This is a genomic window from Pseudomonas sp. JL23, assembly GCF_056933585.1.
Map to the genome: position 1 here is coordinate 5,243,080 of NZ_CM167795.1, position 21,430 is coordinate 5,264,509.

Genomic DNA, 21,430 nt, shown 5'->3' on the forward strand with positions numbered 1-21,430 from the left:
CCTGACTCATGGATTCAGTAAAACTTAATGACTGATGCCGTCGACATTCGCTTTCTGCTGGTCATCCGCGAGAGCACCAGCCTGCTGCAAGCTTCCCGCAAACTGGGCCTGACGCCCTCGGCAGTGACCCAGCGCCTGCAGCAAATGGAGAAGAAGCTCGACATCCGCCTGCTCGATCGCTCCTCCCGGCAACTGCGCTTCACCGACGAAGGCGAGATGCTGTGCCTGCGCGGCGCCGATCTGATCCAGCAGTTCGACGCCCTGCTCGAGGACCTGCAGGAACGCCGCAGCGGCTTCGTCGGCAAACTGAAAATCAACGCGCCCTTTGGCTTCGGCAGACAATACGTGGCGCCAGCGGTATCGGCCTTTCAACGGCTGCATCCGGAAGTTGAAATCGCCCTGACTCTTTCTGATCAGCCATTGGTAGAAGTCAGCGATCGCTTCGATGTGGTGATCCATATCGGCGAGCTGCGCGCCTCCAACCTGATCTGCCATGCCATTGCCCCCAACCGCCGGTTTATCTGCGCGTCACCGGCCTTTATCGAGCGCCACGGCCTGCCCGTAAGCCCTGAACAACTCGCCGACCTGCCCTGCATCGCCCTGCGGGAAAACAACGAAGACGTCACGCTCTGGCACTTCACTCGCGCCCGCAAGACCCAGAGCGTACGTATCCGCCCGGTACTGAGCTGCAACGACGGCAACGTCATTCGCCAATGGGGCTGCGAAGGCCAGGGAATCATCCTGCGCTCGGAATGGGACGTCGCCGAAGCTCTGGCCGATGGCTCGCTGGTGCGGCTATTGCCAGCATGGAAACTGCCCGACGCCGATGTAGTGGCGTTGACGCATCAACGTGAAGGGTTGCCTGCGCGTACGCGTAATTTCATGAGCTTTCTGCAGGCACACTTTCGTCCGCAACCGGGTTGGCGGATTTAAACCCGTGCTCTTGAGTCAATCATTAAATAAAGAGCGATTATGAGATCGGCGTTAATACAGGTTGACCATTGAAGTGCGCCTGCAGATTATCCAGGGCAAGCTGAACTGTCGCGAGCACAGCTTCTGGTGAACGCCCGGCGATATGCGGGGTGAAAATCACATTGGGTTGTTTCAATATTCCGCTCGGTACGTCTGGCTCACCGTCGATGACATCAAGCGCAGCGCCAGCAATATGCCCTTGTTCCAGCGCATCAATCAGGGCATTGGTGTTCACCACACTGCCCCGCGCAATGTTGACGAGAAAGCCCTGAGCACCTAAAGCATCGAGTACCGCAACATCTACCAGACCGGCAGTTGCAGCACCGCCTGGGGTTGCCACGATCAGGAAGTCCGACCATTCGGCGAGCGCCACAGGCGAAGGAAAATAGAGCCACGGCGATCCATTGCGAGGCTTACGGCTGTGATAGCCAATCTCCATTCCGAAACCCAGGCCAGCCCGCTGTGCAATCTGCTCGCCGATATTGCCGAGCCCTAAAATGCCCAGCTTCTTGCCGGAAATGGACGGACGCATCTGGCGAGACTGCGCCCACTCACCGCGTCTCACCGCCGCATCCACCTGGACCACGCCGCGGGCAATTGCCATAAGCAGCATCATCGCGTGATCCGCAACCGAGGCGTTATTGACGCCAGGTCCATTGGTGACAATGACGCCCTGAGCAGCAGAAGCGGCCAAATCGATATTTTCGTAGCCCGCGCCCAGTGCGCAGATGACTTCCAGTTTTGGCAGTGCGGCGACCTGCGCCGCACTCAAGCCCGTTGAACCGTTGGTCAGTACGGCACGGATAACAGGCCCCACCGCTTCGATCAGCTTGGGATTGTTGACTGCAACATGAAGCTCGAAGCCCCCAGCCTCGAGACGGGCCAGATGCTCGGGATCGAGTGCAATGACAACCAACAGAGGGATGGGCATAAGTTAATCTCGGTGAGCGGCGACACCGAAGCATAAGCCTTCACAACTTTTTTGAACGCAAAAAAATCCGGAAAACTCGCACTTTCGAGGGCCTTGCGGATTATCAATTGAATGTCATTTATCTCGGCGTACCGCAGAGCAACAGGATCAGCCCCCCCTTGCCCGACGATGCTGCCTCGGCCTCAATGAAATCGTCAGGCCAGACCTACAGCTTTCTATGTGTACGCCGATATCTAATCAATCAGACCAAAGCCCCGGCTGTGTGCCTGCTACATAGCTGTTCTTGACTGCGAAAACAATAATAAAGAGGACGACTATGACCATTCTGCAACGGGTGATTGGTGGGTTTGCCGTGTTGGTGGTTTTATTGCTCGCCATGGCAGGTATCAGCTACCAGAGCACCCATTCGATCAGTGACCGCTTGATGATCATCACCAGCCAGTCGGCGCCGTTGAGCCGTGCTGCCAGCGAGCTTTACGTGCATATCCTGCGGGCCAACCAGGCACTGCAGACTGTGCTGATCAGCAATGACCCCAAGCAGATCGACGACGGCAAACAGCCGTTCAACGACAGCTTGGGGCGCTTCAATCAGTTGCTCGAGAGTATTCCCGCCTACTTGGGTGATCGCGCGTCAATGCGCGAAAACCTGGCCCAACAGCGCGTGCTCAGCGGTGCGTACGCCGAGCAGGCGCAGACGCTGATGACCACCCACGGCCAGCATGTGGCGCAGGTGGCCCAGACCCGCATTCTGCAAAGTTACAGCAACAGCCAGGCAGTGCAGCTGACCAGCTACCTGCGTGACTACATCGTCCGCGAACGCAGTGCCGGAGCCGATGAGCACGTCACTGCCGCAGAGAAACTGCTGCTGGAAGTTAATAAATCCTACGACAGCCTGGCTGCGAACGGCACCACACCGGATATTGTCACTTTGCAGCGCCTTCTCAACCTGCAGGACGAAGTGATCAGTTCCCGTTTGCAGGCGCTTATTGCCGCAGATGAAAGGGTGGGCCGCATCGTCGGTGTCATGGTCAACCGCTTGCTCAACGACTTGACCGGCAATGACGGTTTGTACCGGGCCTATCAGCAGGAAGCAACGCTCGCCGATCAGGTTGGCCAACAACGCCAAGCCGCAGAAACCCGCTTGCTGGCAACCCTGGACAAGATCGGTCAGTTTGGCAGTCAGTCGGTTGAGGTGGCCAGCGCCGCCAAGACCGATGCCGACGCCACCATCAGCACCAGCCTCAGCCTGCTGCTGATTGCCTGCGTGCTGGCCGTAATCGCGGCAGTCGTGATCGGCACGTGGGTCGCCTTCAGCCTGCGGCGCCCCTTGAAAGCGTTTCGAGAAGTCTTGAAGCAGTTGACCGGAGGCGATATGCGGGTGCGCTTTGATGTCCGCCGCCGCGATGAGTTCGGTGAATTGGGCGGCTACCTGAACGAGTTGACGCAGGCTCTGCAGGTCACCTTTCGCCAGCTGATCGACTCTGCCGACAACCTGGCGCAGTCGGCAAGCGATAACGCGCTGGTGAGCGAGCAGACCACCCGTGTAGTGGATGAGCAGAAAGACCGGCTGCACTCTGCGGCCTCCGCTATGACCGAGATGGAAAGTACCGTAGAGGAGGTTGCACGGCGTGCCAATGACACTCGCAGCGCGGTGGACGATACCAACGCCCTGACCCACAAGGTGCAGCAGCGCGTGGCAGAGACCATCACCCACATCCGCCATCAGGCCGAGCAGGTGAACAAGGCCACCGTGGTTACTGACGAACTGCAAAAGTACGGTCAGAAAATCGACGGGATTGTCGACGCGATTCGCACCATCGCCGAGCAAACCAACCTGCTTGCCCTCAACGCTGCCATCGAGGCGGCCCGAGCCGGTGAACAGGGCAGGGGCTTTGCGGTGGTGGCCGACGAAGTCCGCTCCCTGGCCAGTCGCACTCAGGCGTCGACCAGCGAGATCCAGGAGATGATCGGCCAGATGCAGGGCAAGATTCATTCAGTGGTTCAGGTCATGAACGAAAGCCAAGTGCAATCCAACCACTGCGTGACCCTGGCAACTGGCGCCGATGAATTGCTGGTGGCGATGGGCGACGCCGTGGGAACGATCCGTGACATGAACCTGCAGATCGCGGCGGCCACCGAAGAGCAAAGCGCCACGGTGCAGGAAACCAGCCGAATGGTGACTCAAATCAACGATTCGGCCCAGCAAACGGCAGAAGGTGCCGAGCGCAGCGCCAGCAGCAGCCAAGGCCTGTCCGACATGGCCAAAGTGCAGCGCGAGCTGCTCCATCATTTCAGCGTTTGACGCTCGGGAGAATCGACATGAAACAATGGTTAACGCTTGCCCTGAGTGCCAGTCTTTGTGTCACCGGTCTGACCCAGGCTGCCACGCCGCTGCTGGGCGTGGGCATGGCCAAATACGACGATAACTTTCAGAGCATCCTGCGCAATGGTGTGCAGAAGCACGCCGCCGTGCTGCAAGCCGACCTCTTCATGGAAAACGGCGAAAACAACGTCGACTTGCAGATGCGTCAGTTCCGCAACCTGGTCAATTCGAAGGTCGACGCCATCGTGGTCGCGATGGTCAATGGCAAGAGCGCCGCGGAAATGATGCGCCTGGCAACGGCCGCGAAAATCCCGCTGGTGTTCGTCAACCGTAATCCCGCCCCCGATAAATGGCCGGCGCAGACCGCTTTTGTCGGGTCCGATGAGCTGGAATCAGGCACTCTGCAAATGGAGGAGTTGGCCCGCCGCGCCAACTACAAGGGTAACGTGGTGATCCTGGTTGGCGACCCGAGCAACAAGTCCTCCTTGATGCGCACCGAAGACGTGGAAAAAGTCGTCGCCAAGTACCCGAACATGAAGGTCGTACAGAAAAAGGTCGGCAACTGGGAACGCAGCCAGGCGGCGACCATCATCATCGAATGGGTAAAGCAGGGCGTGGATTTTTCGATTGTCGCGGCCAATAACGATGAGATGGCGATTGGTGCGATCATGGGCCTGGAAAAAGCCGGCAAGAATGCCAAGGACTATTGGGTCGGCGGCATTGATGGCACACCCGACGGCCTGAAGCTGATGGCCGACGGCAAGATGGCAGTGAGTGTGTTCCAGGACGCCGTTGGCCAAGCCAACGGCGCGGTCGAAGCCGCTCTGCGCATGGCCCGCGGTGAAGTGTTGGATTCACCGGTGATCTGGGTGCCGTTCAAACTGATTACACCGGAGAACCGCCTGCAGTTCGTCAGTCGCGACAACTAAGGACTGCTCTGCCATTCACAGTGATCCTGACGCTCAAGGAAAAGCGTCCAATACGCGTGAGCCGACGCTATGTTTCACGGCAGACGGCTGCCAGTCGGTTCGCTCTAGATTTTGATGGGTTTTTCGCTAGCCATTTTTTGAACGCAAAAAAAATCCGGAAATTCGCACTTTCGTGGACCTTCCGGATTTTCAAAATGGTGGGTCGTGTGGGATTCGAACCTACGACCAATTGGTTAAAAGCCAACTGCTCTACCAACTGAGCTAACGACCCTCTGTTGCGTGGCGCGTATATTACTGATTTCTATGAGTAATTCAACACAAAATTCGAATTATTTTAAAAATATTTCGTAGGGTCGGCAAAACCGGCGCTGGCGAAGCCTTCGGCGCGCAGGCGGCAGCTGTCGCATTTGCCGCAGGCACGGCCCTGATCATCGGCCTGGTAGCAGGAAACGGTCAGGCTGTAATCCACGCCCAACTGGGTACCCGCTTTGACGATATCGGCCTTGCTGAGGTTCTGCAGGGGCGCGCGGATGGTGAAGCCATTGCCTTCTACGCCGGCCTTGGTCGCCAGGTTAGCCATGCGCTCGAACGACTCGACGAACTCGGGACGGCAGTCGGGGTAGCCCGAATAGTCCACGGCGTTGACGCCAATAAAGATATCCCGCGCGCCCAATACTTCTGCCCAGCCCAGGGCCAGGGACAGGAATACCGTGTTGCGCGCCGGTACGTAGGTGACCGGGATGCCTTCGGTGGGCGTTTCCGGTACGGCGATGGAGCTGTCGGTCAGGGCCGAGCCGCCAATGCCGTTGAGGTCCAGGCCGATCACCTTGTGCTCGACTGCGCCCAGATCACGGGCAACGCGAGCAGCGGCGTCGAGTTCGGCGCGGTGGCGCTGGCCGTAATCGAAGCTCATGGTGTAGCAGGCATAGCCTTCGGCGCGGGCCATGGCGACGACAGTGGCGGAGTCCAGGCCACCGGACAACAGAATCACGGCTCTTTTTTCGGTCATGGTCATCTCACTCATTTCAGCGCCCCGGCTCATCGTTCCAGAGAAGTTTATGCAGCTGCATTTGCAGGCGTACCGGCAGGTTGTCGGCGACGATCCAGTCGGCCAGGTCCCGGGCGTTGAGCTCGTGATGGCTGGGGGAAAACAGCACCTCACCCGCCCGGCGCTCAAGGCCGTACTGAATCAGCTTGGACACCGCCCAATCGTAGTCTTCACGGGAGCAGAGCACGAACTTGACCTGATCGTTTGGCGTCAGCAACTCGATATTTTCATAGCGATTGCGCGCGACTTCCTTGGAACCCGGTGTTTTCAGGTCGAGCACACGGCTGACACGGGGGTCGACCGCCGAAATATCCAATGCACCACTGGTTTCCAGGGAAACCTCGTAGCCGGCGTCACAAAGACGCTTGAGCAGGGCAATGACGTTGGGCTGGGCCAGTGGCTCACCGCCGGTCACGCAGACATAACGGGGACGATAACCCGCGACCTGCTCGACGATGGAGTCCAGGGTCATGATACTGCCGCCGCTGAAAGCGTAGGCGCTGTCGCAGTACTGGCAGCGCAACGGGCAGCCGGTGAGGCGAACAAATACAGTGGGCAGGCCGGCTGTACGTGTTTCACCCTGAAGCGAGTAAAAAACTTCGGTGATACGTAATGTGTCTTGCATAGGGGCCACGGGCGTAACAGCTAAACAGGCCGTCCGCCTCCGTCAGCACTTGCGCACACCCTGCAATCGCAGAATCCGCACAAGCGTATTTAACAGCAGAATTTCGGTGCGAGATTCTAAACGAAAAAAGCCGCGACAGGCGCGGCTTTTCTTGAACGCGGGGTCAGAACGTCACAGACGTTGCAGATCGCGCTGGGCCAGTTGAGCGGCCGAAGTGCCAGGATACTGGGCGACAACCTGCTGCAGGATGCCTTTGACCTTGTCGGTATGACCCAGGCGACGCTCGACGTCGGCCAGCTTATACAGTGAATCAGGCACTTTCTGATGCTTTGGATACAACTGGCTGACCTTGGCGAAAGCCTGACCGGCACCTTGCAGGTCGCCCTTGGCCAGGTTGACTTCACCCAACCAGTATTGGGCGTTGCCCGCGTACTGGCTGTTTGGGTACTTGCGCAGGAAAGCGTTGAACGCCTGACTGGCCTTGTCGAAATCCTTGGCCTTGATCAGGTCGAAGGCAGCATCGTAATAGAGCTTTTCCTTGGCCGGATCGGCAGGTTCAGCGCTTGCTGCCGGAGCCTGGGCCGCTGGGGCCGCAGGTGTACCGCCGGCGTTGATATCGCCGCCAGCGGGTTGGGAATTATTGGCCGGTGCTGCCGGAGCAGTGCCTGAGCCGATGCGTTGATCGAGTTCCTGATAACGCTCCAGTGCTTCTTGCTTCATGCGCTGGATATCGTTTTGCTGGACCTCGACAACACCGCGCAAACGCGCGATTTCGTCCTGCATTTGTTGCAGCTGCATGAACAGCTGACCCTGTGCCGAGGCAGGGGCCGTAACCCCTCCCCCGGCATAGGCGCCGGACGTGCCATAACCAGCTGGCGGATAACTGCTACTAGCAGAGCCAGAATTGTCATCGACCACAGGAACCGCACCCATCGCAACAAGTGGAAGGGTGAGGGCCAAAACGGTTAGAGCACGACGGCACGTTCGCATGTCAAATTACTTACGCAGTTCGACGCGACGGTTTTGAGCCCAGGATTGCTCGTCGTTGCCGGTAGCAACTGGACGCTCTTCACCGTAGGAAACCAGTTCCAGCTGAGCTGGCGACACGCCTTGCAGAACCAGGTAGCGTTGAACGGCTTTCGCACGACGCTCGCCCAGTGCCATGTTGTACTCACGAGTACCACGTTCGTCGGTGTTACCTTCCAGAACAACGCGAGCGCCGTTAGCTTTCAGGTCCTTGGCGTGAACGTCCAGGGAGCGCATGGCTTCTGGCTTCAGGTCCGAACTGTCGTATTCGAAGTAGAAAGTGGTGATTGCGCGCAGAGCAGCTTCTTCGCTCAGGCTGCCATCAACAGCGCCATTGTTGGCGTTGTAACCAGCGTTTGGATCTACAGCTGCGCCTTGACCGGCGTTGTCACCGCCCTTCGACGAGCAACCAACAGCTACAGCCATGGCCAGAGCCAGCGCAGCAAATTTACCAAACTTCAGCATTTCCATCGTGAAACTCCTAATGAACCCCAGTGTGTTAAGCAAAATCGTGCAGCCGCCGCGTCAGTTCAGATAAGGGGACCAGGATGGTTCTCTGACTTCGCCTTGAGCGGTAGGAAGTGGAACTCTAACGCGTCCATTAATGGACACGAGCATCAAGACTCCCCGGCCTTGCTGGCGGGTGGCGTAGATTACCATGGTGCCGTTGGGCGCGACAGTAGGCGACTCATCAAGGTTGCTATCTGTGAGGATTTTCACGCTACCGCGTGCCATATCCTGCACTGCCACCTTGAAATTAGTGAAGCCGTCCTGACGGTGGATCATCACCAGCGTCTTTTCATCCGCTGACAATTTCGGGTTGGCATTGTAGTTGCCGATGAACGTCACGCGTTCGGCACCACCGCCATTGATATTAGTCCTATAGACCTGCGGCTTGCCACCACGGTCCGAGGTGAAGTAGATCGTCGAACCGTCCTTGCCGAAGAAAGGTTCGGTGTCGATCGACGAATCATTGGTGACGCGGGTAATCGCACGCGAGCCCAGGTCCATCACATAGATTTCCGGGTTACCGTCTTTGGACAGAACGAACGCCAGCTTGTTGCCATCGGGCGACCAGGCTGGAGCACCGTTCAGGCCTTCGAAGTTGGTGATCTGTTCGCGACGACCGGTATCGATATGCTGAATGAAAATGCGCGGACGCTTCTGCTCGAACGATACGTAGGCGATACGCTTGCCATCCGGCGCGAAGCGCGGCGACAGGATCGGCTCGCGAGACTGCAACAGGGTCACCGCACGGGCGCCGTCGTAGTCCGAACGCTGCAGGGTGTAACGGGTGTTGGCTTCGGAGAAGCGTTCAGCCGTGACATACAGCATGCGAGTGGAGAACGCACCTTTAATGCCGGTCAGTTTCTGGAACGACTGGTCGGCAATATAGTGCGCCATGTCACGCAACTGGTCGTTGGTCCCCGATACGTTGCCGGCCAGAACCTGCTGTTCGGTGGCAACGTTGAACAGGGCGTAATTCACCTGCAGGCGACCGCCGGCAGGAACGATGCTGCCCACCATCACGTACTGCGCACCGAGTGCTTTCCAGTCACGGAAAATGACTTCGCTGGCCTGGGTTGGCAGGCCGATCATGTTCTGCTTTGGAATCGGCGAGTAGTAACCGGAGTTGTACAGGTCGTTACTGACGATGGCTGCCATGTCTTCCGGCAGCACGGTGCCACCCTGCCAGCCAAACGGCACGACAGCGATTGGCGTGGCTCGGTCACTGCCGCTGGTGACCATGATGTTCTTTTCCTCTGCATTGACCATTCCCGATGCAAAGCAGAGAACGACAAGCAGTCCTCGAAGAAGGTTAATCACAAGGCTAAATCCTCAGGTGTGAATGTCATCTTGAATGAACGATAAGGTGCGAAATCCGAAGCTTTCAACCCTTGCATCTCTGTCAGACGCCCAATGTTCTTGACCGCCGCCACAGCCGAGCTGTCGAACGGACCGTCACCACTGGACTTGGACACGCTGACCGAAGTCACAGTGCCATCAGGCAACATGGCGATTTGCAGGACCACAGTCATACCCTTGCGAGCAGACGGCGGACGCGCCCAACCTTCAGCCGCTCGCGAGCGGATCAGGTCATCGAAATTACCCGCCGTTTCGTCACCCTGCTCATCTGCCAGGGCTTGTTGACGTTGCGGTTTGTCGGACAATAGATCAGCCAGAGCCTGTGCCTTCTTGTCTTCGTTGGCCTTGCGCGCCGCTTCCTGCGCCTTCTTGGCCGAATCGGCAGCCGCTTTTTTCTTCGCGTCTTCCGTCGCTTTCTTCTTGGCGTCCTCGGTTGCCTTTTTCTTGGCGTCTTCGGCTGCCGCTTTTTTCGCGTCTTCGGCTGCCTGTCGCTTGGCTTCCTCGGCAGCTGCTTTCTTGGCGTCTTCCTCGGCTTTTTTCTTCGCCTCGTCTTCAGCCTTCTTCTTGGCTATATCAGCCAATTGTTTCTCTTCTGCCTTTTTGGCGGCATCAGCGGCCTTCTTGGCTTCATCGGCTTTTTTAGCGTCATCGGCCTTCTTCGCCTCTTCCGCCTTCTGCTCGGCCTTCTTGGCGTCGTCAGCGGCTTTCTGTTCTTCGGCTTTTTGAGCAGCTTCTTCTTTCTTTTGTTCCGCAGCCTTTACAGCTTCCTGCTTCTGCTGCTCGATTTTCTTCTGTTCCAGCTGTTCGACTTCAGTCTGTCGCGCAGCGGCTTTTTTTGCCTCGCCGGCAATCTTCTGGTTGGTCTGGTTGGTTGCCTGGCTCTTGGACTTGAGCTGGTACAACGTGGCCTGAACGATGGGCTTGGCTTCCGGCAGCTCGGGCGTCATGGCAAAACTGACGAAGAGCAGGCCGAAAATCAGGATGTGCAGGGCCACTGCCCAGACTGTAGGCCAGAAGTAGCTTTCCGAGGCGGACGGCTCTCGAATTGGCTGCATCAGGGGGCCTCAGTAATCAAACCAACATTCCCGACCCCTGCTTTCTGCAGTCCGCCCATCGTGCCCATCACTGAGCCGTAATCAACGGACTTGTCGCCACGGATGAACACTTGGGTCTGCTTGCCTGCTTCACGGCCGGCAGCGATGATCTTGGTCACCGCGTCGGTCAGTTGTGGCAGGGTCATCGCCTTGTCCATCTGCTTGTCGGTATCGACTTCACTGCCAAGGTTCCAGTAGTAGGTCTTGTCAGCCTTGATCGAAATGGTCAGGACCTGATTGTTGTTGTCCTGCGGCAAAGCCTCGCTTGAGACTTTCGGCAGGTCGACTTTCACGCCCTGGTTGATCATGGGAGCCGTGACCATGAAGATGACCAGCAGTACCAACATCACGTCGATGTAGGGCACTACGTTCATTTCCGCAGTTGGCTTGCGTTTGGTGCGACGACCGCGAGCGATTAAAGCCATTAGGAATTACCTGCTCATTCTTCGCTGGTATGCACTTTACGGTGCAGGATGGCCTGGAACTCGTCGGCAAAGGTGTAGTAACGACTGATCAGGGTTTCGCCACGAGCGGCAAAGCGGTTGTAGGCGATGACCGCAGGAATCGCTGCGAACAGGCCGATTGCAGTTGCGATCAATGCCTCGGCAATACCCGGTGCAACGGTGGCCAGAGTGGCCTGTTGCGCCGTGGCCAGGCCGCGGAAGGAGTTCATGATGCCCCAGACCGTACCGAACAGGCCGACATAAGGACTGGTCGAGCCAACGGTGGCGAGGAATGGCAGGCTCTGCTCGAGCTTCTCTTCTTCGCGGGAGATGGCGACGCGCATGGCGCGGGCCACACCTTCCATCACTGCATCAGGGTCAACACCCGGCTGCTGGCGCAGACGCGAGAATTCCTTGAAGCCGGCACGGAAGATTTGCTCCACACCCGAATCAGGATCCGGGTTGCTGCCCGCCTGGCGGTACAGCTTGGACAGATCGATACCGGACCAGAAACGCTCCTCGAAGCTGTCCAGGGCACGTCGACCGGCGCGCAACAGGCTGCTGCGCTGAAAAATCATGATCCATGAGGTGACTGAGGCAGCCACCAGAATCAGCATTACCAACTGAACGACCACGCTGGCATTGCTGACCAAACTCCACATGGAGGTATGGTCGACGACGTTAGCTTCCACGCTTTATCTCCTGCTCTAAATGTGTACCCGCGCCACCCTGGTCGGCAAAGGCCGCACGCAAGGCTTCGGGAATGGCCCGGGGCTTCAAACTATCGGCGCGCACACACGCCACCAAAAACTGCCCTTCGCAGAGCAGTACATCGTCCGTTGCCCGCCTGACCTGTTGACGAAATCGCAGGCTGGCACGGTTCAATTCGATCACTTCGGCACTCACCAGCAGTTCGTCATCCAGCCGTGCTGGCTGGTGATAACGTGCCTCGCTGGAGTGCACGACAAATAACAGGCCCTCCTGCGCCATCGAGGATTGGGCAAAACCCAATTCTCGCAGTCGCTCGGTGCGAGCCCGCTCCATGAATTTCAAATAATTGACGTAGTAGACGATGCCGCCTGCATCGGTGTCTTCGTAATAAACGCGACAGCGATGTGCGAACGACTGAACCCCGTTTTGCGCGCGCATACTCTAGTGCTTACTCCTCAGGTTGCCAATCCGCCCAGGCAACTGTTTTTCATCGTTTTGCAGGTTTATGCCTGCAAGACAGGCGCGTCAGGCAGTCTGACCACGCAAACGCCGAATAAATCAGCGATTTTTCAGTTTTAATCGTCAGCTTCTTCGACAAAATTCGAGGAAGCTGGCATTTCGCCCATTCGCGCCGGAACATTCAACCCGAAATGCAGGTAGGCGTGCCGAGTCACGACCCGACCGCGCGGTGTGCGCATGATATAGCCTTGCTGGATCAAATAGGGTTCCAGCACATCTTCAATGGTGTGACGCTCTTCGCTGATGGCCGCCGCCAGGCTGTCCACCCCCACCGGGCCGCCGTCGAACTTCTCGATCATGGTCAGCAACAGGCGCCTGTCCTGGTGATCAAAACCGTGCTCATCCACATCCAGCAGGTTCAGCGCCTGATCGGCGATTGCCCGAGTGATGTGGCCGGTGCCGCGCACCTGGGCAAAATCCCGCACCCGACGCAACAAGCGGTTGGCGATACGTGGCGTGCCCCGGGCACGGCGTGCAATCTCGAAAGCGCCCTCGACCTCGATCGGCAGGCCTAGAATGCCGCCGGAGCGCATGACGATGGTGGTCAGGTCGTCGATATTGTAGAACTCCAGACGCTGAACAATACCGAAACGATCTCGCAATGGGTTGGTCAGCATGCCCGCGCGGGTCGTCGCCCCCACCAGGGTAAACGGCGGCAGGTCGAGCTTGATCGAGCGGGCCGCCGGGCCTTCGCCGATCATGATGTCGAGCTGGAAGTCCTCCATCGCCGGGTACAGGACCTCTTCAACGATGGGCGACAGGCGGTGGATTTCGTCGATGAACAGCACGTCATGGGGTTCGAGATTGGTCAGGATCGCCGCAAGATCACCCGGCCGCTCGAGTACCGGGCCGGAGGTGCTTTTGATCGAGACGTTCATTTCCTGGGCGATGATATTGGCCAGGGTGGTTTTGCCCAGCCCCGGCGGGCCGAAGATCAGCGTGTGATCCAGAGCCTCGTTGCGGCCACGGGCTGCCTGAATGAACAGCTCCATCTGCTCGCGCACGGTAGGCTGGCCAATATAGTCGGCCAGGCTCAGCGGGCGAATTGCACGGTCCAGTTGTTCGTCACGGTCCCGGCCGCCGGTGGCGGTTATCAGGCGGTCAGCGTCAATCACTTAAGCCATTCCCTTCAAGGCACGTCGAATCAAATCAGCACTGCTCAAATCTTTTTCCTTGATGGCGGAAACCGCCTTGCTCGCTTCCTGAGGCTTGTAGCCCAGGGAAATCAGCGCGCTGACCGCATCGGACTCAGCCGACGCCACCGGTTCAGGCGCATTGGGCCCCGGAGAAACCAGAGTAAAGGTTCCCGGCATGGTTTCCCAAGCCTTGAAACGGTCCTTGAGCTCGACCAGCAAACGCTCGGCAGTCTTCTTGCCAACCCCTGGAATTCTCGTCAGGGCCGAGGTGTCCTGAGCCTGAACGCAACGCACCAGTTCATCCACCTCCAACCCCGACATCAAGGCCAGGGCCAGCTTGGGGCCGACGCCATTGAGGCGGATCAGCTCGCGAAACAGCTCGCGCTCGCGCTTTTCGGCAAATCCGTAAAGCAGATGAGCATCCTCGCGCACCACCAGATGGGTGTGCAGGGTCACAGGCTCGCCCACATGGGGCAAACGATAGAGGGTGGTCATCGGCACTTCCAGCTCATAGCCGACGCCATTCACGTCCAGTACCAAATGCGGCGGCTGTTTCTCAGCCAGAAAACCGCGCAGGCGTCCAATCACTTAACAGATCCTTTCATTTGCACGCTCATTGACAGGAGCGGCGCTAAAGAGTGCCCGTGCTGCCATCAGAGCCGCAGGCGACCGCCGCGGCTGCGCGCAGTGGCCAGGCCATGGGGAATCAGGCTGGAACGGGTGTGAGCATGACACAGGGCGATGGCCAGGGCATCGGAAGCGTCGATCTGTGGCTTCTGGGTCAGCTTGAGCAGGTGCATCACCATCATCATCACCTGCTCTTTGTTGGCCCCGCCGGTGCCCGCCACCGCCTGTTTGACCTGGGTCGCGGTGTATTCGGCGATTTCCAGCGACTCCTCGGCGCCGGCCACGATGGCCGCGCCCCGCGCCTGCCCAAGCTTGAGGGCCGAGTCAGCATTGCGCGCCATGAACACCTTTTCGATGCCCATGGTCACCGGCCCGTAGGTCTGAATCACCTCGCGCACGCCGCGATAGACAATCTGCAAGCGCTCGTGCAACTCGCCGCTACCGGTGCGGATGCAGCCGGATGCCACGTAGACACAGCCCCGACCGGTATCACGGACCACACCATAACCAGTGATCCGCGAACCGGGGTCGATACCTAGAATAAGAGTCATAACGCCTGCTGCATTGAGAAGTCCCGCTTGCCGATAAGCCAAGCATAAAGGCAGAAGCCGGAGGTCGATAGCGGCCTGAACATCACCACTTCGTCGCTCCGGCTTCTGCCGTGCACCACCTGCTTAACGATAGGACTCAGCCAAGCTGCTCCATCACATCGTCTGGAATATCGGCATTGGAATAGACATTCTGCACATCATCCAGGTCTTCAAGCATATCGATCAGCTTGATGACCTTTTCCGCGCCGTCCAGATCGAGGGTGGCACTGGTAGTCGGCAACATGACAATTTCCGCGTCCGCCGCCTTGAAACCGGCAGCATCCAGAGCGTTGCGCACAGCGTAGAACCCGGCAAAGGAGGTAAAGACGTCAATCGAGCCGTCTTCATGGCTGACCACGTCGTCGGCATCGGCCTCCATGGCCGCTTCCATCAACGCATCTTCATCGACGCCCGGAGCGAAGGAAATCTGCCCCTTGCGATCGAAAAGGTAGGCCACCGAACCGTCGGTGCCCAGGTTGCCACCACACTTGGTGAAAGCATGACGCACGGCGGCAGCGGTACGGTTGCGGTTATCCGTCATGGTCTCGACCATGATCGCTACGCCGCCAGGACCGTAGCCCTCGTAACCCAGCTCTTCGACATCGTTTCCATCATCGGCGCCGACGCCGCGGGCAACGGCACGGTCAATGGTGTCGCGGGTCATGTTGGCACTCAGGGCCTTGTCCAGCGCCAGGCGCAGGCGCGGGTTGGAGCCCGGATCACCGCCACCCTGACGGGCAGCGACCGTCAGTTCACGAATCCACTTGGTGAAGATCTTGCCTTTCTTGGCATCCTGACGCTCTTTGCGGTGCTTGATGTTCGCCCACTTAGAATGACCTGCCATATCTCGCTCCGAATTCTTCTTGAAACACGCTCACCCCCTGCCCTGTACAGCTCTGGCAAGAAGCTTCAACTCAATCGGGCACCCCTGTGTGGGTGCAATCGGGCCGCACGATCACATCAACTGATGCAACGGTGCGGCCTGAGAGGTGTTACTCAGCCGCTTTAGGCTGTTCGCGCAAACGGATGTGCAGTTCACGCAGGGCCTTGGCATCGACGACGCCTGGGGCCTGGGTCATGACATCGGCAGCACTCTGGGTTTTCGGGAAGGCAATGACTTCACGAATCGACTGGGCGCCGGTCATCAGCATGACCAGACGGTCCAGACCGAAGGCCAGGCCGCCATGGGGCGGAGCACCGTACTTCAGAGCGTCGAGCAGGAAGCCGAACTTCTCCTGCTGCTCGTCTTCGGCGATACCCAGCAGACGGAAGACCGCCTGTTGCATGTCCTTGCGATGGATACGGATCGAACCGCCACCCAGCTCGGTGCCATTGAGGACCATGTCGTAGGCACGGGACAGGGCTGTCGCCGGGTTGGCTTCCAGCTCTTCAGGGGTGCACTTGGGCGCCGTGAAGGGGTGGTGCAACGCGGTGAAGCTGCCGTCGTCGTTTTCTTCGAACATCGGGAAGTCGACGACCCACATCGGGGCCCACTCGCAGGTGTGCAGTTTCAGGTCGTTACCGACCTTGATGCGCAGTGCGCCCAGCGCTTCGCTGACGATCTTGAACTTGTCGGCACCGAAGAACACGAGGTCGCCATCGACGGCGCCAACGCGATCCAGGATGACCTTGAGGTTGTCTTCCGGGATGAACTTGACGATCGGCGACTGCAGCCCCTCAACACCCTTGGCGCGCTCGTTGACCTTGATGTAGGCCAGGCCCTTGGCACCGTAGATGCTGACGAACTTGGTGTAGTCGTCGATCTGGCTGCGCGGCATGCTTGCGGCACCCGGCACACGCAGTGCGGCAACACGGCCCTTCGGATCGTTGGCCGGACCGCTGAATACCTTGAACTCGACACCGGTCAGTTGATCGGCAACGTCGACCAGTTCCAGCGGGTTACGCAGGTCCGGCTTGTCGGAACCGTAGCGACGCATGGCTTCTTCGAAGGTCATGTGCGGGAATTCACCGAACTCCAGGTCCAGCACTTCCTTGAACAGCTTGCGAATCATCTTCTCGGTCAGGCCGATGATGTCTTCCTCGTTGAGGAAGCTGGTCTCGATGTCGATCTGGGTGAATTCCGGCTGGCGGTCGGCACGCAGGTCTTCGTCGCGGAAGCATTTGGCGATCTGGTAGTAACGGTCGAAGCCGGCCACCATCAGCAGTTGCTTGAACAACTGTGGCGATTGCGGCAGGGCGAAGAAGCTGCCTGGGTGCGTGCGGCTCGGCACCAGATAGTCGCGAGCGCCTTCCGGCGTAGCGCGGGTCAGGATCGGCGTTTCCACATCGAGGAAACCGTTCTCGTCCAGATAGCCACGAATGCTGCTGGTGATGCGCGAACGCAGGCGCAGCTTCTCGGCCATTTCCGGACGGCGCAGATCGATGAAACGATAGCGCAGGCGGGTTTCTTCGCCGACATCAGAGTATTCGTTCAGCGGGAATGGCGGGGTTTCCGACTCATTCAGCACTTCCAGGTCGTAACCCAGGACTTCGATGGCACCAGACGCCATGTTCGCGTTGACCGCGCCAGCTGGACGGGCACGCACTTTACCGGTGATCTTGACGACGTATTCGCCGCGCACGCGGTCGGCAGCCGCGAAGGTGTCGGCACGATCCGGATCGAAAACCACCTGAGCCAGGCCTTCACGATCACGGATATCAAGGAAAATGACTCCCCCGTGGTCGCGACGGCGGTGGACCCATCCGCAAAGGGTAATTTCCTGACCTTCCAGGCTCTCGTTCAGTTGGCCGCAATAATGGCTGCGCATCATGATGGTGTTCGCTTCTCGTCATTCGAAATTCGGTGGGGCTTTCACTCTTGGCCAGCACTCGATGGTGCAGAAGTACTGGGACGCGGCCCAAGCCAGTTGAGGATCACCTTCGGCCCTGTTCGCGCTGAGTCCTGCCCCGCTCGGCAAGGCGGGGGATTATATAGGGTTAATCGAGCCTGTGCAGCCGCATGAACCGATTGCAATACGATAAGTTGCCCGCGCACCCTGTACCGCTATTGATGCAGCAAGGGGCACGAGCCTTACAGGCCCGCCGAATGCGAGCCTGCGGAAAAAAGTGGCGGTTCAGGCCTGTGCTTCATGCAGATCCGGCTGATCACCCTTTAAAAGATGCGCCACGCATACGACCCTGATCAGGCCACTGAAGTTTTTCACCCCACCATACCGCAGGTGGACTTCCCTATCGATGTAGGAAAGCACCGCATTAACTGAACAACTATTTGCATGGGCAATAGCCGCAAGAATGTTCCAGTACACCTGCTCCAGACGCAAACAAGTGGCCAGACCATTAAGACGTACCGACTTCGAATGCGGCTGTGCAAGATGCATATTGAACTCTTCGACAAACGGATCATCGTTGACCAGTGCCTGTCGCGCCACGTCCTTGAAGTCACGTTCGACTCCTCGTGCCATGATGCTACTCCTCTTGTAAAAATCAATTCGGACAACAAACAGAAACATTTGAAAATAAATAAATGCCATGCCTATCTAGCCCGAATATCTTTTTAACTTCCAGCAGGATACATGTACTCACTCTGTAGGACTTCGCCACAGCAGTCAGAGGAATGGCGACATATTTGAAAACAAATAACGAAGAAAAATAAAAAGTGGTATTTAATATTTATATACAGACCTGGCGTTCGCTCATGCAGGGCCGCAACCCAGGGCTGCAAGGCAGCGAAGCAGCAGGAACACGACAAAATCGTGAAAAAAAGAAAGGGACTACTTCAAGAAGGGAAAACAACGACAGACGAGTGACACTGAATGTGCCACTCGTCAAAGCGCTTACTTCGGCTCAAGCATCGAACGCAACATCCATGCGGTTTTTTCATGGACCTGCATGCGCTGAGTCAACAAGTCGGCAGTCGGCTCGTCGCTGACTTTATCGAGCAACGGAAAAAGACTGCGCGCCGTGCGCGTAACAGCTTCCTGCCCCTGAACCAGACTCCTGATCATATCTTCGGCTTTTGGCACGCCTTCCTCTTCTTTAATCGAAGACAAACGGGCATAAGTCGAATAAGTCCCAGGTGCAGGGAAGCCCAGAGCACGAATACGCTCGGCAATCGAGTCAACCGCCAGGGCCAGCTCGTTATATTGCTCTTCGAACATCAAGTGCAGCGTACGAAACATCGGACCACTGACGTTCCAGTGAAAGTTATGCGTCTTGAGGTAAAGTACATAAGTATCCGCGAGCAAATGTGAAAGCCCGTCGACAATCGACTTGCGGTCTTCTTCGCTGATACCAATATCGATTCCCATGCGTCATCCCCTTAGTATGATGGCGTTATTCAGTTCGTTGCGGCCGCCACTGTAGCAAGAGAAGCGCCCAGGCGCAGCCTCACATTGCCCCACCCCGCCGCCAGCGACAGCGAACGAACTGACAGACGGCCTGCCTCTGAGCCACAGACCATACAGCCGGTGGCCTGGCATTTCGCCAACAACCGCAGCATCTATACAACAGCCCAGGGCACTTTTTCTCGATGCGAGCGTCTGGATATCCGCGTGCCTTGAGCGAAAATGGCTGATTTGAGTCGCTTTCGGCTTTGCTGTTAAATAGACGACGTGATGCTACCGCTGAAGTAGCCCATAGGCCGAACCGTTTCCCGTGCTGCACGCCTCAATTTTTTCAGAAGCGTACCGGGAGCAGTCGGCTATTTCCTTGTGATCCGCCTTAAATGTGAGTTAATTAAAATGTTGAAAATAGTTCACCTGCTAACGGGAGCCGCAGCCCTGCTGCTTTCCCTCATCCCCGCCCTGCGTAGCGAAGCTTTGTCTTCCTACCTGGATAAACCCGACGCGCTTTACCTGGCCTTCTTCGGCCTGCTCAATCTGGTACTGGCACCCGTGATCCCCTACTGGAACAGAGGTACACGTCACCAACTGCAAAACCTGGTCAGCGCCCTGCTGGTCCTGGCTGTAGTGCTGCAAACCATGACCCTGCTCGTGCCACTGGAAAACATCGCCGGTCTGCCCGCCATTATCATGGGGCTGATCGCAGCATTGGTGGCTGTATCCCTGCACCTGGCCGTGAGCTTCTACAAATCGTCTCCTTCTTCCTCCCCACAAAGCCACGAGGCGGGCCAACGCGATACCGGTACCGTGAAATGGTTTAACACCTCCAAGGGCTTCGGCTTTATCTCCCGAGACTCCGGCGACGATATCTTCGTCCACTTTCGCGCCATTCGCGGCGAAGGTCATCGCGTACTGGTCGAAGGCCAGCGCGTGGAGTTTTCCGTAATGAACCGTGACAAAGGCCTGCAGGCCGAGGACGTTATCGCCGCCTTGCCGCGCCGCTAACTTCCCCAAAAAAACGCGCGCCCCTGGCAGAGGGTCGCGCGTTTTTTTATGCCCGAAATCAGCCTGACACTCAGTAATGAGGCGGCGGCGCATCCTGCTCGAAGGTCTCAAACTGACTGCCCATCTCCTCCTGACGCTTGAGCATCGCCGAAATCTGCAATTGCAGCCGGTCCAGAGCTCGCTGCTGGCTGACCAGCACATCATTGAGCGCCTGAATCGTGTCGTCCTGGAAAGCCAGACGGCTTTCCAATTCGGTAACCCGTGCTTCGAGATCCATGTTCATCACTCCTCGAAACGAAAACGTTCGCCCAGCGCAGTTCGCAAGCGTTCACGCAGATGCACAACCTGCTCGGCTGTATAGGGCCTGGCGGGATGCTTGCCCCAGACCGGTGCAGGCCAGGCGCAGTCATCGCGATGACGAACGATGACATGCATATGCAATTGACTGACAACGTTACCCAACGCCGCCACATTCATTTTGTCAGCCTGGAACAGCTCTTTGAGCGCGCCAGCCAGGTCACTGGTTTCCTGCCACAACTGCAATTGATCCTGAGCACTCAGCTCGAATACTTCACTGATAGAGTCCCGACGCGGCACCAGGATGAACCATGGGTAGTTCGAGTCATTGGATAACAATAAGCGGCACAGGGCGAAGTCCCCGACGGGCAAAGTGTCTTGTTGCAACCGCGAATCCAGAACAAACACGTATGACTCCTGATCATGGGGTTAGGATTTAAATTGTAGGACAAGGGCAAGTAACAGTCGCCCTTTAATACCGGGCAGGATACTCGGGATTAGCGAGTTTCACAGCCGGACCCGGGCAAACCATGGCTTGGTGCGGCCGCGCCCATGCCGCACCAATCCGGCACAAAAAAAGCCGGAGCGCACCACTTGGAGTCACACACAGTCACCCTTTCGACTGAGCGAATTGTTACACCTCTTGGTCAGATAATGCCCCTAATCGTCGGAAAAGGGCGAAAACCTGACTCCCGTGTCATGAATCTGGAACAAAGCAGGTGTTTTCTTCTATGAGGGACAAATGCCAGGTTCCAACATCAGGCGGCGGTGCGCAGCAACGCACCAAAACGACTCACTCTACGGCACAGGGCAACGTCACTTATCCGTCATTTACTCAATCGAACCGGTAGCAGGTAACACCTTCAGCGCTGGAACATCAAAAAAACGATCCAGCAAGCACGAATCATGGTTTTTTGTTAAAAAATAAAAACCTTATAAAACATAAAGATACAGACCAATCAGAAAGTGAAGCCGAGTTTTTTCACA

General features: G+C 57.6%; 23 protein-coding genes, 1 tRNA gene and 2 pseudogenes. 6 read left to right on the plus strand and 20 right to left on the minus strand.

The window, feature by feature from the left end:
- Positions 1-27: 27 nt before the first annotated feature.
- Positions 28-933, plus strand: coding sequence for a LysR family transcriptional regulator (locus AC1Z24_RS24170; protein WP_483743018.1), 906 nt, complete (start codon positions 28-30; stop codon positions 931-933).
- Positions 934-970: 37 nt separating this feature from the next.
- Here the strand turns inward: AC1Z24_RS24170 and AC1Z24_RS24175 are convergent, their stop codons facing one another.
- A complete protein-coding gene (locus AC1Z24_RS24175; RefSeq protein ID WP_483743019.1) occupies positions 971-1,903 on the minus strand; it encodes a 2-hydroxyacid dehydrogenase in 933 nt (310 codons plus the stop codon).
- Positions 1,904-2,927: 1,024 nt separating this feature from the next.
- Here AC1Z24_RS24175 and AC1Z24_RS24180 point away from each other — a divergent pair.
- The 3 genes and pseudogenes from AC1Z24_RS24180 to AC1Z24_RS24190 all read left to right on the plus strand — a co-directional run.
- Positions 2,928-3,299, plus strand: a pseudogene (locus tag AC1Z24_RS24180) (methyl-accepting chemotaxis protein); the annotation flags it as partial.
- 201 nt (positions 3,300-3,500) lie between these two features.
- Positions 3,501-4,205, plus strand: a complete 705-nt coding sequence (locus AC1Z24_RS24185) for a methyl-accepting chemotaxis protein (protein ID WP_483746703.1) — start codon at positions 3,501-3,503, stop codon at positions 4,203-4,205.
- Positions 4,206-4,222: 17 nt separating this feature from the next.
- The gene (locus AC1Z24_RS24190) at positions 4,223-5,155 is read left to right on the plus strand and encodes a substrate-binding domain-containing protein (protein WP_483743020.1); all 933 of its coding nucleotides are present in this window, start codon (positions 4,223-4,225) and stop codon (positions 5,153-5,155) included.
- 195 nt (positions 5,156-5,350) lie between these two features.
- On the opposite strand, the gene AC1Z24_RS24195 is transcribed toward AC1Z24_RS24190, so the two are convergent.
- The 17 genes from AC1Z24_RS24195 to AC1Z24_RS24275 form a co-directional block, all read right to left on the minus strand.
- Positions 5,351-5,426, minus strand: a tRNA-Lys gene (locus tag AC1Z24_RS24195).
- Between the two features lie 63 nt (positions 5,427-5,489).
- Entirely contained in the window at positions 5,490-6,164 is a 675-nt protein-coding gene (queC, locus tag AC1Z24_RS24200) for a 7-cyano-7-deazaguanine synthase QueC (RefSeq protein WP_483743021.1), read from the minus strand.
- Between the two features lie 16 nt (positions 6,165-6,180).
- Positions 6,181-6,828 (minus strand): 7-carboxy-7-deazaguanine synthase QueE, encoded by a 648-nt coding sequence (queE, locus tag AC1Z24_RS24205; protein ID WP_483743022.1) that lies wholly within the window; start codon positions 6,826-6,828, stop codon positions 6,181-6,183.
- A gap of 171 nt (positions 6,829-6,999) precedes the next feature.
- Complete coding sequence (gene ybgF, locus AC1Z24_RS24210) at positions 7,000-7,818, minus strand: tol-pal system protein YbgF (RefSeq protein WP_259109694.1); 819 nt, start codon at positions 7,816-7,818, stop codon at positions 7,000-7,002.
- 6 nt (positions 7,819-7,824) lie between these two features.
- Positions 7,825-8,325: a peptidoglycan-associated lipoprotein Pal gene (pal, locus tag AC1Z24_RS24215; protein WP_259109695.1), complete on the minus strand. Its 501-nt coding sequence runs from the start codon at positions 8,323-8,325 to the stop codon at positions 7,825-7,827.
- 54 nt (positions 8,326-8,379) lie between these two features.
- Positions 8,380-9,630 carry a Tol-Pal system beta propeller repeat protein TolB gene (gene tolB / locus AC1Z24_RS24220; protein WP_483743023.1) on the minus strand — a complete coding sequence of 417 codons (1,251 nt, stop codon included), beginning with the start codon at positions 9,628-9,630 and terminating at the stop codon, positions 8,380-8,382.
- Between the two features lie 47 nt (positions 9,631-9,677).
- Entirely contained in the window at positions 9,678-10,775 is a 1,098-nt protein-coding gene (tolA, locus tag AC1Z24_RS24225; RefSeq protein WP_259109697.1) for a cell envelope integrity protein TolA, read from the minus strand.
- Positions 10,775-11,230 carry a protein TolR gene (tolR, locus tag AC1Z24_RS24230; RefSeq protein ID WP_259109948.1) on the minus strand — a complete coding sequence of 152 codons (456 nt, stop codon included), beginning with the start codon at positions 11,228-11,230 and terminating at the stop codon, positions 10,775-10,777. Before tolR ends, tolA begins: the two co-directional genes overlap by 1 nt.
- A 23-nt stretch (positions 11,231-11,253) precedes the next feature.
- A complete protein-coding gene (tolQ, locus tag AC1Z24_RS24235) occupies positions 11,254-11,949 on the minus strand; it encodes a protein TolQ (RefSeq protein ID WP_259109698.1) in 696 nt (231 codons plus the stop codon).
- On the minus strand, positions 11,939-12,406 hold the full coding sequence (gene ybgC / locus AC1Z24_RS24240; RefSeq protein ID WP_483743024.1) for a tol-pal system-associated acyl-CoA thioesterase: 468 nt from the start codon (positions 12,404-12,406) through the stop codon (positions 11,939-11,941). Before ybgC ends, tolQ begins: the two co-directional genes overlap by 11 nt.
- A 137-nt stretch (positions 12,407-12,543) precedes the next feature.
- Entirely contained in the window at positions 12,544-13,602 is a 1,059-nt protein-coding gene (gene ruvB / locus AC1Z24_RS24245; protein WP_483743025.1) for a Holliday junction branch migration DNA helicase RuvB, read from the minus strand.
- Positions 13,603-14,211, minus strand: coding sequence for a Holliday junction branch migration protein RuvA (gene ruvA / locus AC1Z24_RS24250; RefSeq protein ID WP_259109706.1), 609 nt, complete (start codon positions 14,209-14,211; stop codon positions 13,603-13,605).
- Positions 14,212-14,276: 65 nt separating this feature from the next.
- Entirely contained in the window at positions 14,277-14,801 is a 525-nt protein-coding gene (gene ruvC / locus AC1Z24_RS24255) for a crossover junction endodeoxyribonuclease RuvC (RefSeq protein ID WP_259109709.1), read from the minus strand.
- Positions 14,802-14,937: 136 nt separating this feature from the next.
- On the minus strand, positions 14,938-15,684 hold the full coding sequence (locus AC1Z24_RS24260; RefSeq protein ID WP_483743026.1) for a YebC/PmpR family DNA-binding transcriptional regulator: 747 nt from the start codon (positions 15,682-15,684) through the stop codon (positions 14,938-14,940).
- Between the two features lie 148 nt (positions 15,685-15,832).
- Complete coding sequence (aspS, locus tag AC1Z24_RS24265) at positions 15,833-17,611, minus strand: aspartate--tRNA ligase (protein ID WP_483743027.1); 1,779 nt, start codon at positions 17,609-17,611, stop codon at positions 15,833-15,835.
- Between the two features lie 303 nt (positions 17,612-17,914).
- Complete coding sequence (locus AC1Z24_RS24270) at positions 17,915-18,262, minus strand: ribbon-helix-helix domain-containing protein (protein WP_259109716.1); 348 nt, start codon at positions 18,260-18,262, stop codon at positions 17,915-17,917.
- Positions 18,263-18,634: 372 nt separating this feature from the next.
- Positions 18,635-19,108: a Dps family protein gene (locus AC1Z24_RS24275; RefSeq protein ID WP_259109721.1), complete on the minus strand. Its 474-nt coding sequence runs from the start codon at positions 19,106-19,108 to the stop codon at positions 18,635-18,637.
- 432 nt (positions 19,109-19,540) lie between these two features.
- Here AC1Z24_RS24275 and AC1Z24_RS24280 point away from each other — a divergent pair.
- Positions 19,541-19,816, plus strand: a pseudogene (locus tag AC1Z24_RS24280) (cold shock domain-containing protein membrane protein); the annotation flags it as partial.
- Positions 19,817-19,948: 132 nt separating this feature from the next.
- Positions 19,949-20,146, plus strand: a complete 198-nt coding sequence (locus AC1Z24_RS24285; protein WP_238591726.1) for a cold shock domain-containing protein — start codon at positions 19,949-19,951, stop codon at positions 20,144-20,146.
- 70 nt (positions 20,147-20,216) lie between these two features.
- On the opposite strand, the gene AC1Z24_RS24290 is transcribed toward AC1Z24_RS24285, so the two are convergent.
- The gene (locus AC1Z24_RS24290; RefSeq protein ID WP_259109724.1) at positions 20,217-20,423 is read right to left on the minus strand and encodes a SlyX family protein; all 207 of its coding nucleotides are present in this window, start codon (positions 20,421-20,423) and stop codon (positions 20,217-20,219) included.
- A 5-nt stretch (positions 20,424-20,428) separates the two neighbouring features.
- Entirely contained in the window at positions 20,429-20,851 is a 423-nt protein-coding gene (locus AC1Z24_RS24295; RefSeq protein WP_483743028.1) for an HIT domain-containing protein, read from the minus strand.
- Positions 20,852-21,430: the final 579 nt, after the last annotated feature.